The following is a 13,051-nucleotide window of genomic DNA, read 5'->3' on the forward strand; positions in this document are numbered from 1 at the left end:
TAACATAAAATGGACTCCATAAGGTACATTGTTTTAGGATAACATTTTGGAAAAATGTGATTGAACTTGTGATACAATGGAGAATGTCCTTTTTGAAATCAAGGGGTGCCCAGAATCAATCTGGGAGCACGCCTTTTATATGTAATAAAAGTTGGAAAAGGGGAAACCTCAATGGAAACTTTAATAATGGATATGATTGAAGCGTTTAAATCTTTATCCTATTTCGGTGTGTTGTTAGCTTTGACTTTTGAATTCATTCCTGCTGAAATAGTTTTGCCACTAGCTGGATACTGGGTTTATCAAGGTGATATGAATTTATACTTGACTATTCTTGCCGGTTCGTTTGGTGGGGTAACGGGCCCATTGACGCTTTATGCTTTAGGCAAGTATGGCGGGAGACCGCTTGTATTAAAGTTCGGGAAATACTTTTTGATCAAAGATGAGCAGTTGAATAAGGCTGACCGATTCTTTGAAAGGTTTGGTGGGGGAATTGCCTTTTTTGGACGGTTTGTACCAGGAATTCGTACCGCCGTTTCGCTGCCATGCGGGATATTGAAAATGAGTATTTGGAAATTCATTTTATATACCTATATGGCGATGCTTCCTGTTACTAGCGTTTATGTTTATCTAGGGTATAAGTTAGGACCGAGATGGGAGCAGGCAGGAGCCATCTTTTCACAATATGCGAATTTCTTGCTTATCCCAATCGCACTTATAATCATTTGGTTCATTATGAAGACTCAAAAACAAAAGCAAAGACAAAAACTAAAAGTCAATTCATAACAAAGAAGGCGCCTTGATCAGGCGCCTTTTTGATTTATGTCATTATTAGCAGCATCCACCGAAGCCGCCGCCGAATCCCCAACTGCTTCCGATGATGATCAACAAGATGAATAATACAATCAGCAATGCAAATCCGTTATCGAAACCGCCAAAGCCGTCGTCGCAACGATCGTTACAATGTCCACCCATTTGATTTCCTCCTCAATACATATTATGAATTACATACCTAGCAAAACATCTTTACCGGGAATACTTCATACTATGTATTCTAGGCCGAAGTGTTTGCTTATTCATAAAAAATGGGCGTGCGCAATAAGGGGAAATAAGCCCGAATATTTTTTTGATTTCGTTTTAAATGTTATAATATACCATGTGGATTGTGGGGGAAGGGAGCTGAACTAAGTCATGAAAGTTGCCATTATAACGGATGTGCATGGAAATGCTTCAGCGTTAAAAGCCGTTCTTAGGGATATTGATCAAAGGGAAGATATAGATCGTCTCTATTGTTTGGGAGATATGGTCGGGATTGGCCCTGATACAAATGAAGTCCTTGAACTTTTATTTTCAAGAAATGATTTATCGATGATAACTGGAAATCATGATGAAGCTGTTCTGGCCATCATTAACGGGGAGCCGCATCCGGACGGTCATATTCATGTAAAGGAGCATCATGAATGGATAGCTGAAAGGATGCAGCGGAAATTCATAAATGAATTGGGAAAATTGCCTCGAACCATACATCATATCATTAATGATCACTCCGTTTACTTCACCCATTATCACATGGAATCGAAGAAATTGGATGAGCACATAAGCCAAAATCCATTTAGTAAAATAGTTGAACCGAATTTAAATAACTTAGAAATGCTTTTCAAAGATCAGCATCACGATTTAATAGGGTTTGGACATCATCATCCTATCCACCTCTTTAAAAATGACCGAACGATATTCCTGAACCCTGGTTCTCTTGGCTGCAATAGTGAACCAATTGCTCCTTATGCCATTGTTACGATTGAAAATACCGGTATACAGGTAAAGCTTGAAAAAGTCGCCTATGATAATACATCGTTCCTGTTATCGTATCAAAGTTTACAAGTTCCAGAGCATGAATTCATTATACGTGCCTTCCATGGCGGGCAGCAGGCCTAATACGTTTATAAATGAGGAAGTATGGGAAAATGTTGAGCATAAAGGTACATGCCTGTGGATACGATAATAGGCAAACATCATGATGCTGGAGGTACGTTATGAAGGAAAAGGAACTGGAACAGGAACAGGTAAGTCAAGAGCAGGAAGAGATGGAACGGCATAGTCTTGTCTGTAATGATGAATTGTTTAATAAGGATCTGTACGCCATTGTCGATGATACGATGCAAGAGGATAGATAAACGGGAAAAGCGCTGCAGGAAAGGTCTGTAGCGTTTATTTTTACTTTGTAATGGTTGAAGGCAGAATTTTGGTTTTTCGAACAACGTCTCGTCCTGCTTGTTTTCATCACCCTTTTTCTTCCAGTGAATCCTGGAAATGAATCATTTGAAACCATTCTGGATTTATCCCATACTATATATAAGTTTCAAATCCGAGAGGAGGGATGGCATGGGACATCATCATGGTCACTCCCATGATCATGGGCACGGACACCACCATTCTAATAATAAAAAAGCATTGTTGGCATCTTTCTTATTAATCTCCACTTTTATGATAGTCGAGGTCATTGGTGGTTTCTTGACAAATAGTTTGGCTTTACTGTCGGATGCAGGTCACATGCTTAGCGATGCGGCAGCTTTAGGACTTAGTTATACAGCGATAAGGTTGGGGGAGAGAAAAGCGACATCTTCCAAATCGTTTGGATATAAACGGTTTGAAATCATTGCTGCTTGTTTGAATGGATTGACCTTGATCGTAATATCCGTATTCATTTTTGTAGAGGCAATTAAGAGGTTCCTGGATCCCCCTGAGGTGCAAAGCTTGGGAATGCTGATGATTTCAATCATCGGCTTACTTGTTAATATCATTGCGGCCTGGATTTTAATGAGCGGAGATAAGGAAGACAATCTGAATGTACGGAGTGCTTTTTTACATGTTATTGGTGATATGCTTGGATCTGTGGGTGCCATTGCGGCCGCCCTCTTAATTTATTTTTTCGATTGGGGAATTGCAGATCCGATTGCGAGCGTCATAGTCGCGATTTTAATTATTATCAGCGGTTTTAGGGTAGTGAGGGATTCTTTTCATATCTTGATGGAGGGCACACCAGACCAAGTCGATATGGATGAAATGAAAGCATCCTTGATGGGATTGGTCGGAGTATCCGATGTCCATGATCTCCATATCTGGACGATCACCTCTGGTTTTTTGACAATGAGCTGCCATGTTGTCATAGATGAGAGCGGTAATCACGATTCAGTATTGGCAGAAGCGCAAAAACTACTTCACGATCGGTTTGGGATCGAACATAGCACGATCCAAGTGGAAAGACAGGAAGCGGGCTGTCCCAATCCACACGAGACTTGTAATTGAAAAGGGCTGGCTCAGTATAGAGCCAGCCTCTTAAAAGTTTAATAAGAAAATCATAGTTTTTCCTGAATGATTTTTACGACCATTTAGCAGCATTCCTGTTAAAATGAATCGAGATCACTTGCACATAATTAGCTAAGTGAAAACATCGGTTAATTTTACTGCGAACATAATCCTGACACATAAAAAGGGTAAGATTGAGGGAAAATGCTTGGAGTTTTAATGGTTAGCATATACAAAATGATTCCACTATAATTCAGGAAGGAGGAATCCATAAATGAAGAAAATTCTTGTAGTAGAAGATGAAATCGCCATATCGATGGTATTGAAAGCATATTTGGAGCGGGAAGGTTTTGATGTAGTCCAAGTTTACGATGGGCTAAAGGCCATTCCAGTGTTTGAAGAAACGAAGCCAGACCTTGTCCTGCTTGATGTCATGCTGCCGGGTAAGGAAGGCTGGGATATATTGAAGGAAATTCGGGAGGACGATACATGTCCGGTTATCATGCTGACTGCACTGACAGATGTCGATTACAGATTATCGGGATTTAAGTCAGGTGCGGATGATTACATCTCCAAACCCTTCGTTGCCGAAGAAGTCGTGGCCCGGGTGCATGCCGTTTTAAGAAGATCCTCATCGGTTGTTACGGAAGATGGTCATGTACATGAGTTTGGGAGTTTAACCATCGATGATCTGTCTTATATGGTGCATTTGAATGGGGAAGAGATAAACTTGACGCCGCGTGATCTGTCGCTGCTCGTTTTTTTCGCTAAGCACCCTAATCAAATTTTCACGAGAGAACAGCTGCTCGACCAAGTGTGGGGCATGGATTATGACGGCAGTGACCGGGCGGTGGACCTGGCGATCAAACGGATCAGGAAGGCGATAGATGCATGGCCTGTAACTGAGGGGGAAATAAAAACATTGCGTGGATTGGGGTATCAATTGAGTGTCTATGAAAACTAAAAAAAGAACCACTTTACAACGCTATTGGACTAAGAGATACGTATTGACCTTGATTTCCGGTTTGATCTTATTGTCTGTTTTTTCCTTATGGTGGATGGAAAAAACGGCTTTGGAATATAGGCTTAGCCTTCTTAAGTACTTAGCTGATGAAACATCCGATCGGGCGATTAAGGAAAATGGTCAGATTGTCGTTGGCCCGATCCTTTCGGAAATTGTAGAGGAAAGGGAGAAAATCCTTCATCTGAACCAACAGCCAATCATCTATATCGTCGATCCCGATGCCACCATCATATATACGATGCCACAATTGTATATAGATCCGGATGAAAATAAACTCCCGGACGTCATCATGAAAAATACGGAGTTAATCCAGAAGGTCAAGATTTCCGACAACAAAGTATATGTCGTCAAATCCCCCATTACGTTTAATGATGAGACGAGAGGCTGGGTGGTCATTGCACAGGAAGAAGGGGCATTGAAGGAAATCAACCAAGATCATGGCTTGTTGGCGATCATGATTGGAGGCCTACTGATTCTGGGAACGGGGGTCATTTATTTTCTTTCCAGGCAGATTTCACGTCCCATCCAGGACGTAGCTAACGCCGCTGTCCAGGTTCGTGAAGGCAACTATGATATCCATTTCAAAGAGGAAGAGGAAATCAAGGAAGAAGAAATTTATGAACTGATAGAATCATTTAAGGAAATGACCAATCGATTGAAGGTCATGGAGAAGTTGCGGGCGGAATTGCTTGCAGGCGTAACCCATGATTTGAAAACGCCAGTCACTTCCATTAGCGGACTGATACAAGCGGTTAAGGATGATGTCGTCAAGGGAGAGCAAAGTAAGGAATTCCTCGATATTTCCTTAAAGGAAACTCAACGTTTACAAGGTATGATAGAGGATTTACTCAATTATAATGCCATATCGGCAGGTGCTTTTAAAATTCGGCTGCAAAAAGAGAATATCAATATATTCATCAAGGAAATCGCCTATCGCTGGCAGGTGACCCAGGATGATGATCAAGCGTTCGCTCTTGAGATAAAAGTTCCTGATGAACCGGTCTTTGGTCAAATTGATTCATTGCGGATGCAGCAAATCGTCATTAACCTTTTGAATAATGCCAGACATGCACTTGATGGCAAAGGGAAAATAGCGATTCACCTTTATGAAAAGGATGAAGAACGAATCTGCCTTGATGTACTGGACAGTGGCCGGGGGATCCCAAAACATGAACAACAATTTGTGTTCGAACCATTTTATCGAGGTGAAAACAAAAAGTTGAAGGTACGTGGTTTAGGTTTGGGACTGCCATTCAGTAAGATGCTCGCAAAAGCGCAAAAGGGTGATCTGGTGCTTAAGGATAGCGATGAACAAGGCACCACCTTCACGATTGTCATAGAGAAAGCGGATCAGGTATAAAAAAGGGTTGTCCGATGTAATGGACAACCCTCTTATTATGCGTGACGCTAACTATTAAGCCAATTGGCTGATTGCACGCCATAATTGTACATGACGGACCTTCCTTGGAAGGAAACGTCCCATTTCTTCTTCATTATATCCTGCATGCAAGTTCTTATGGTCGAAAATGATTGGCCGGCGAAGTAAATCCGGGTTATCTTGGATAAGCTTGCATAGATCATTAAGTGGTGTATTATTTATATCGATATTCAGGCTTTTGAATTTTTTGGAACGTGTTGAGATGATTTCATCTGTCCCGCCTTCCGTTTTACGTAAAATCTCTTTTATTTCTTCTATAGAAAGAGGTTGGGAATATAGGTTGCGTTCATTAAAGGAAATTTCGTTCTTCTTTAGCCAAGCTTTTGCTTTACGACATGCTAGACTGCTTGGAGTAGTATAAATTGTTACCATTAAAATCGACTCCTTCAAAGTTTTCAAGTTTATTGGAATGAAATTATTTTTATATTTGTGATACTCTTACTTTAACGTTTCTTTGTGTCAGCAAGATGTCAAGAAAAATAAACTTAAATGTTATTTTAAAAAGAAAGGGAGAAAATGAAATGAAATCTGCCTTTAATGAAAAAGAAGCCGTTTGGGTAATGATGCGGAACAAGGACCTGCATAGGCCGATATTTAACGGTGATGTGCGGATAGTATCATGACAGGGGATTTTTGGTCACCAGTCAGGCTATCGATACAAGTAGCGGGACTATCGGGTATCCTTGTTTTCATTTTAGGAATTATCATGGCGCGAATGATGGCTAAAAAGCAATTCAGGGGAAGGGTCCTGTTGGAAACAGCGTTTTTATTGCCGCTTGTTTTGCCGCCTTCCGTCGTTGGGTTTTTATTGATTGTGATTTTTGGCAAGAGTGGAGTGCCGGGACAATTCATTGAAAGGGTTTTTGATCAGCCCCTGATGTTCACGTGGTGGGCAGCGGTCATTGCATCTACCGTGGTAGCGTTTCCGCTTATGTACCAATCCGCTAAAACTGGCTTTGAAGGTATAGATGAAGAAATCGAAAATGCAGCAAGGGTTGACGGGGCCGGCGAGTGGAGATTATTCCTGAATGTATCCCTTCCATTGGCGGTGAAATCCATCGTCACAGGTGCCATCTTGAGTTCTGCTCGTGCGTTGGGAGAATTCGGAGCGACACTCATGTTTGCCGGAAACATTCCCGGACAGACACAAACCATACCGACTGCGATATATATCGCCATGGACTCGGGGAATATGACATTAGCCTGGCTATGGGTTGCCGTAATCATTGTCATTTCATTTGTTATGCTTTTTATCGTGACATACATAAAATGAACGTTTTTTCTCGAATATGCTTATGAAAAAGTGAGGTGAGGCTTCTATGTCTGCTTTATGTGTGAAGCCGTTTTTTTCGTAAAGGTTCCGTGCAGGCAGGTTCATTTTACCGGTTGAAACGGATATCTTTTCCCAGTCCCCTTGTAATTGAAGAGCATGCAACAGTGCATCCGCGATACCCTGCCGAAAATAATCAGGGTGGACGACCATTCTGCAAATCAGCATTTGACCATTCTCTTTTGAAAAAGATATTGCACCCGCTAAGGCATCACCCTTTAAGTAGCATAAAAACGTTTCATGACAATGAATGAATTGTTCATATGTTTCCAATAGAGGAGGTATATCGGCAAAACCGATTATATCCGCTTCCACCTTATAGGCCTCTTTCTGAAGTTTAAAAAGCTGCTGGCCATAATTGGAGTCCAGATCCCGAATTTTCATGATCAAATCTTATCACTCCCTTTCATTACATTATAATGGAAAAGGGAGATTATTGTTTCTAAACAGTCTGTGTTATAATCGACAAACAATATGAACTAATGAAATGAGGAAGAAATTTGTTAACATTTGAAGAAAAATTGAGCATCATTGAAACTTTTCCGGAATTACAGCGAAAAGATGTTTCATTGGGACGTGTGAACTTCCATTATCCAGATAGCGTCCAGGAGAAAAAGATCGTCGTTCAGCACTTGCATCCCAATGGAAATGGATTCGTTTACGCAGGGCATATGAGAAAAAAAGACACTGACCGTAAAGGTTTTATCAATATTCGTGACTATAATGAAGCGGAATTAAAAGAATTGATCCAAAAAAGCGTCGATTACCTATCTGAACCTCCGGTTGAATTCGAAGAAGAGGAAAACGAGTTCGCTAGGTTGGAAGGGACATGGATTGGCCCTGAAAAGCAAGAGCTTACACTTGAAAGGGAAGACCTGCTATGGAATGTGTATTCAGGCTCGAACCTTGAGGAGTGTTTCGAGAGTCCAGTAGAGGCGGAGCGCTACTTATTGGACGAAGGCTTCCGACAAAGTAAAAAGAGGAATATGTAGAATTTTAGGATAATTTGTCGGTTGATTTACTGTGATAATCTTGTTTTTTTAGGAATTCCCATGATATAATATAAGTAATTATTTTTGTTCGGAATAAGTTTGATAGAAGGATTTACTGTAATAGGATTCCTCTTGAAACATTATCCAGAACCAAAAATAGTAATAAAATGGATTTTTCCAAACACAGGAGGAACTATCATGGTACAAGGTAAAGTAAAATGGTTTAACGCAGAAAAAGGTTTCGGTTTCATCGAAGTTGAAGGCCAAGACGATGTATTCGTACATTTCTCAGCTATCCAAGGCGAAGGCTTCAAAACGCTTGAAGAAGGCCAAGAAGTTTCTTTCGAAATCGAGCAAGGCGCTCGTGGACCACAAGCAGCTAACGTTCAAAAATAATTGAACGCATATAAAAAAAAGACTCCGATTTTGGAGTCTTTTTATTTTTCCTTTTTTTCGGCCATTTCCTTTAATGCTTTGTCCAATTTTTCTTCGATCCGTTTAGAACGATTAAAATGTCCTGCCAAGAAAAACACGATGAATATAATGAATGCGACAAGCACAAGCATAAAAAGGATAGGCAGGAACTGGGTTATATTTTCAGTCATTGGATATTATCTCCTTTTTTCTTCCATTATACTTCATGCTTACCGCTGCTACGATAGAGGGAGCCAAGTTTTTTAAAAAAACACTGAAAGGGGATATGCGAAAACGCATATCCCCTTTCAGTCAGTCCTGGAAAAGCGAGGCGAACTTTTGAAGTCTGGGCAAGTCCGATTCTTGATACATCTGTTCTATCTTCAATGTCACCAATAACTGGCTCTTGGCAAATAACATGTCCCGGAAATGATCGACCGCCCCACAAAAATGATGATAGTTGGTTTCACCAGTGCCGAAGACTCCCGTTTTCAGATGAGCAATAGGCAACTGTTCCAATTCTTTATAAAAGGCTGCTGATTTAGCAGGAAGCTCCCCATTGCCCCATGTATAGGTGCCGACGATCAATGCATCGTAATCCGGCAATGTGCGTATGTCGAATTCATTCATTCGATATAGTCCAGCTTCAGGTAAAAGGGAAGCGAGGGCTTCAGCAAGCGCTTTTGTATTGCCGCCGGCAGAATGATAGACAATGGCAACTTTACAGCTCATCGAACCCATTGCTGGCATTTACTTGACTGTATGTCCTTGACTTCTGTTCGAAGAAATCGGTTTTGGTAAGTCCGATGGATTCATCATCGAACGTTTTGATCCATGGCATCGGATTCTCGCCATACTCTTTATACAAATTTTCAAGGCCTAGCATACGTAACCGTTTGTTGGCGATATATTCGATGTACTCATTGAATTCTTCCAAATCGAGATCGGCTTTGGTTTGGATATCTTCGAGCATATATTCAGACCATTCTTTTTCGAGTTCGACTGCTTTTTCAATCGTTTTATAGATGAACTTCGTGTTTTCTTCATTATTTAACTCAGGATATTCATACATCAAGATTTGAACGAGCATTCCAATGAAATCGAAATGGACCATTTCATCGCGATGAATATAGGATATCATCGTAGCGGAACCAGTCATTAAATTTTGTCGTCCTAAATTATAATAAAAGGCGAAAGCCAGATAGAAATATATCCCTTCAAGGTTCGTTGAATGGATCAGTGCCTCGAATAAATGCTGAGGGCTGGGATCGTCCACGAACGTTTGATAAGCATCAACGATCGGTTGGTTACGCTTAATCACTTCAGGATGTTCTTTAATGCGGTCGAAAAGCTGTTTTTGCTTGCCTACAGGAATCAAGGAAGCAAGGATATAGGAATAAGATTCATTATGGATCGATTCCTGCTGTGCCATGTTGGCCAGGATAGCTTTTGCTGCCGGATCTTTAATGTACCGGAGGATTTCTACTAAAGTGGGCGTTTGAAGACTGTCCATTCCAGCAATCATCGTAAGGATATCGAGAAAAGCGTCCTGGATATCTTCGTCCAATTCGCCCCACTGCTTTTTATCCTGAATCATGTTCACGCTCGAAGGCTTCCAAAAGTTATTGATGAGCTGTGTATAGGTATCATAGAATTTTTCATACTGAATATCGTTCCAAAGGAGGAAGCCTGAAGCTTCTCCTTTGAAAACACCGGTTGCCTTGGTTGGATGCGTAGGTTCGAGCATCCGAATCTTTTTGATATGATTGGTCATTCGTGAAAACTCCTTTAAGAATAGATTACTGGGTTATGATTGTCGTTAACTTGAACAGCTTTCGCAGGCATTGTCATATTCGGAAGAAGTCGAACGAACATAATACGTTGATTTCAATCCGCTTTCCCATGCCGTTAAATGGATATCCAATAGGACCTTCGCTTTGATTGTATTGTGTACATACAGATTAAAGCTGATTGCTTGGTCAATATGGCGTTGGCGCGCTGCATTTTGCCTGATGCTTTCCAGTTGGTCCAAATTAAATCGCGTCTTTTTATAATATTCATACGTATTTGGCGTCAAGCCTGGCGCGGTCACCTTGAATTTGAAGTTTTTCTTTTCTTCGTAAAATTCAATTTCATACAAAGGATCGATTCCATCCGTGGAATTACCGATTTTAGCTGTCGAAGAATTCGGGGCAATGGCCATTAAATAGCCATTACGGGTCCCGTGTTCCTGCACGTCTGCTTTTAAATCCATCCATTTTTGATCTGTATAGTCACGCAGTTCGAAATAGTCCCCTGTATGCCAATCAGATCCTTCAAAATATGGGTATGATCCTTTTTCCTTGGCCAATTCGTTGGATGCCTTGATTGTTAAGTATGCGATCCTTTCGTATAAAGCATCTGCATAGTGAACAGCCTCATCGGATTCCCAATAAATATTCTGCGTGGCAAGTAAATGATGCCATCCAAACGTTCCTAAACCAATTGCCCGGTAACGTTTGTTCGAGATGGATGCTTGTTTGACAGGAAGATTATTCACATCAATGACATTATCCAGCATGCGGATCTGAATGGGAATCAATCTTTCCAAAACATCGCTGCCCACTGCCCGGGGCAAGTTAATGGATGAAAGGTTGCAGACAACGAAATCGCCGCTTTTACGAACCACAACAACATCTCCATCTTCCGTTTCATATTCATCCGTGATCGTCGAAGGGCTTAGGTTTTGGGCAATCTCCGTGCAAAGGTTAGAACAATAAATCATACCTTTATGTTTATTGGGATTCTTCCGATTCACTTCATCACGGTAGAACATATACGGTACGCCTTCTTCTAATTGAGAAATCATGATGCTTTTCATGATGTCCATCGCATTGATTTTTTCAAAGCTATAGTTTGGAAGCCTGCCATTTTCTGCGGCCTCGACAGCAAGTGCATAATGATTCCTGAAGCTTCCTTCGCCTTTCTTCTCGTCATAAAGATCTTCAAGTGAAAATCCAAGGGTTTGCTTAACGGTATGCGGATCGAAAAGATACCATTCTTTTCTGTCGCGTACAGCTTCCATGAATAAATCGGGTATACATACACCTGTAAAAATATCATGGGCTTTTAATCTGTCATCTCCGTTTTGTGTCTTCAAATCGAGGAAGCTCATGATATCTTTATGCCAGACATCCAAGTAAATCGCGATGGCACCTTTACGTTGACCCAATTGATCGACACTTACCGCTGTCTGGTTGAATAGTCGAATCCAGGGAGTCGTGCCGGAACTGTTTCCAGAGAAACCCCGGATATCAGAACCAAGCGAGCGAACCTTACCGACGTAAAGACCGACACCGCCGCCAAATTTAGATACTTTTGCCGCATCGTAGTTTGATAGGTAGATTCCGTCAATGGAATCTTCAATTGCGTCGATAAAGCAAGAGCTTAACTGTCCATGTGTTTTACCTGCATTGGAGAGTGTAGGAGTCGCAACGGTCATATAAAGATTGGACATGGCCCAGTATGCTTCTTTTATAAGTTGCAGGCGGTGCTCCGTTTTTTCCAATCGCATGATTTCCATCGCGATGATCATGAAACGTTCTTGTGGCAGTTCGTAGACCTTATCCTTTTGTGGGCGGGCTAGATAGCGGTCGTTCAATAAGTAGATGCCTATGTAAGAGAATAATTTATCTTTTTCCGGGTCGATCACCGAACCCAATTCCTCAATTTCCGCTTTCGTATATGAAGATAGCAGTTCTGGTTTATAAATGGGATAACGCTGACCTTCTGAAAGCTGGGAGAGTTCCGTGATCAGCTCATAGAATGGGCCATAACTCATACCTTCATAACCTCGATTGGCTTGTGCATCCCTATACATTGTATTCAACAGTTCTGCTGCAGCAACGAACGTCCAATCCGGAGCATCGATATCCACACTTTCAAGAGCGAGCTGAATCAGTTTTCTTGATGCCTGTTCTTCGGTTGAGTCACTTTTGCGATCTAGCCATTTTGTAAAACGCTTTTTGAACTTCTCCATATCGAGATGGCCTTCGAATTCCTTTGATAACATCTCGAGCTGGATGGATTTCGTTTCTGTGTCATTTTCACTTATGGTAGAGTTATATGTTTGAGTCATTAATGATCCTCCTTGTTAACTTCCGCTAAAATAAAAAAACCGCCCAATGAATTGAGCGGATCAAACGATAGAATAAAAGAGCCATGAAAAAATAGCCGTTAAACTATCGTTTCATCATCTCAATCCCCGAAGAATAAGAAACGTGAAAAATTCAAGGCAGGTCTCCTGACTCATGATCACCCTACTTTGAGTCCTTCCCGTATTGAGAGCTATACAGTGGGTATCTCATTTCGTCACATTTACAGTTGCGGGGACAGTTCCGGGTTTACACCGGATTCCCTTTTCAGCCATCACTGGCACCTTGGATTATAAAAAATTCTATATATAGTTATTGTTAATGTTTGTATAATCAATATCTAGTATTTCTGCTTATATTATCGTAAGCCATATACGATGATAATTCAACTAATATATTTGAAAAAAACCAATCCTT

Annotated in this window: 16 protein-coding genes and 1 riboswitch; of the genes, 9 read left to right on the forward strand and 7 right to left on the reverse strand. The window is 41.0% G+C overall.

What is annotated here, in order from left to right; genetic code table 11:
• The first annotated feature begins 171 nt into the window (after positions 1 to 171).
• On the forward strand, positions 172 to 783 hold the full coding sequence (locus AC3ISB_RS05355) for a DedA family protein (RefSeq protein ID WP_076367448.1): 612 nt from the start codon (positions 172 to 174) through the stop codon (positions 781 to 783).
• A 45-nt stretch (positions 784 to 828) separates the two neighbouring features.
• Here AC3ISB_RS05355 and AC3ISB_RS05360 read toward each other — a convergent pair whose 3' ends face one another.
• Entirely contained in the window at positions 829 to 972 is a 144-nt protein-coding gene (locus AC3ISB_RS05360; RefSeq protein WP_098372575.1) for a YjcZ family sporulation protein, read from the reverse strand.
• 216 nt (positions 973 to 1,188) lie between these two features.
• Between AC3ISB_RS05360 and AC3ISB_RS05365 the strand changes: the two genes are divergently transcribed.
• From AC3ISB_RS05365 to AC3ISB_RS05385, 5 genes are all read left to right on the forward strand, one after another.
• The gene (locus AC3ISB_RS05365) at positions 1,189 to 1,932 is read left to right on the forward strand and encodes a metallophosphoesterase family protein (protein WP_144526860.1); all 744 of its coding nucleotides are present in this window, start codon (positions 1,189 to 1,191) and stop codon (positions 1,930 to 1,932) included.
• Positions 1,933 to 2,030: 98 nt separating this feature from the next.
• Complete coding sequence (locus AC3ISB_RS05370; RefSeq protein ID WP_489275764.1) at positions 2,031 to 2,171, forward strand: hypothetical protein; 141 nt, start codon at positions 2,031 to 2,033, stop codon at positions 2,169 to 2,171.
• A 208-nt stretch (positions 2,172 to 2,379) separates the two neighbouring features.
• Entirely contained in the window at positions 2,380 to 3,303 is a 924-nt protein-coding gene (locus AC3ISB_RS05375; protein WP_489275766.1) for a cation diffusion facilitator family transporter, read from the forward strand.
• 274 nt (positions 3,304 to 3,577) lie between these two features.
• Positions 3,578 to 4,267 (forward strand): response regulator transcription factor, encoded by a 690-nt coding sequence (locus AC3ISB_RS05380; RefSeq protein WP_053534009.1) that lies wholly within the window; start codon positions 3,578 to 3,580, stop codon positions 4,265 to 4,267.
• Positions 4,257 to 5,687: a HAMP domain-containing sensor histidine kinase gene (locus AC3ISB_RS05385; protein ID WP_260399655.1), complete on the forward strand. Its 1,431-nt coding sequence runs from the start codon at positions 4,257 to 4,259 to the stop codon at positions 5,685 to 5,687. Before AC3ISB_RS05380 ends, AC3ISB_RS05385 begins: the two co-directional genes overlap by 11 nt.
• Positions 5,688 to 5,741: 54 nt before the next feature.
• Here AC3ISB_RS05385 and spx read toward each other — a convergent pair whose 3' ends face one another.
• Complete coding sequence (spx, locus tag AC3ISB_RS05390; protein ID WP_034314875.1) at positions 5,742 to 6,137, reverse strand: transcriptional regulator Spx; 396 nt, start codon at positions 6,135 to 6,137, stop codon at positions 5,742 to 5,744.
• 247 nt (positions 6,138 to 6,384) lie between these two features.
• Between spx and modB the strand changes: the two genes are divergently transcribed.
• Positions 6,385 to 7,038 (forward strand): molybdate ABC transporter permease subunit, encoded by a 654-nt coding sequence (modB, locus tag AC3ISB_RS05395; protein WP_480339923.1) that lies wholly within the window; start codon positions 6,385 to 6,387, stop codon positions 7,036 to 7,038.
• Here the strand turns inward: modB and AC3ISB_RS05400 are convergent.
• Positions 7,000 to 7,479, reverse strand: a complete 480-nt coding sequence (locus tag AC3ISB_RS05400; protein WP_480339999.1) for a GNAT family N-acetyltransferase — start codon at positions 7,477 to 7,479, stop codon at positions 7,000 to 7,002. The genes modB and AC3ISB_RS05400 overlap by 39 nt on opposite strands.
• A gap of 116 nt (positions 7,480 to 7,595) precedes the next feature.
• Between AC3ISB_RS05400 and AC3ISB_RS05405 the strand changes: the two genes are divergently transcribed.
• Positions 7,596 to 8,087: a hypothetical protein gene (locus AC3ISB_RS05405; protein ID WP_076367434.1), complete on the forward strand. Its 492-nt coding sequence runs from the start codon at positions 7,596 to 7,598 to the stop codon at positions 8,085 to 8,087.
• Positions 8,088 to 8,285: 198 nt separating this feature from the next.
• On the forward strand, positions 8,286 to 8,483 hold the full coding sequence (locus AC3ISB_RS05410) for a cold-shock protein (RefSeq protein ID WP_028393295.1): 198 nt from the start codon (positions 8,286 to 8,288) through the stop codon (positions 8,481 to 8,483).
• Between the two features lie 41 nt (positions 8,484 to 8,524).
• Here the strand turns inward: AC3ISB_RS05410 and AC3ISB_RS05415 are convergent, their stop codons facing one another.
• From AC3ISB_RS05415 to AC3ISB_RS05430, 4 genes are all read right to left on the reverse strand, one after another.
• Entirely contained in the window at positions 8,525 to 8,692 is a 168-nt protein-coding gene (locus tag AC3ISB_RS05415; RefSeq protein WP_480339924.1) for a hypothetical protein, read from the reverse strand.
• Positions 8,693 to 8,813: 121 nt separating this feature from the next.
• Positions 8,814 to 9,251, reverse strand: a complete 438-nt coding sequence (locus AC3ISB_RS05420; RefSeq protein ID WP_098372569.1) for a flavodoxin domain-containing protein — start codon at positions 9,249 to 9,251, stop codon at positions 8,814 to 8,816.
• A complete protein-coding gene (locus AC3ISB_RS05425; protein WP_098372568.1) occupies positions 9,223 to 10,275 on the reverse strand; it encodes a ribonucleotide-diphosphate reductase subunit beta in 1,053 nt (350 codons plus the stop codon). The genes AC3ISB_RS05420 and AC3ISB_RS05425 overlap by 29 nt, the downstream gene beginning before the upstream one ends.
• Positions 10,276 to 10,320: 45 nt before the next feature.
• Complete coding sequence (locus AC3ISB_RS05430; protein ID WP_098372567.1) at positions 10,321 to 12,618, reverse strand: ribonucleoside-diphosphate reductase subunit alpha; 2,298 nt, start codon at positions 12,616 to 12,618, stop codon at positions 10,321 to 10,323.
• 138 nt (positions 12,619 to 12,756) lie between these two features.
• Positions 12,757 to 12,937, reverse strand: a riboswitch (cobalamin riboswitch).
• Positions 12,938 to 13,051: the final 114 nt, after the last annotated feature.

The sequence above is a fragment of the Peribacillus sp. GL_122 genome (assembly GCF_057835005.1).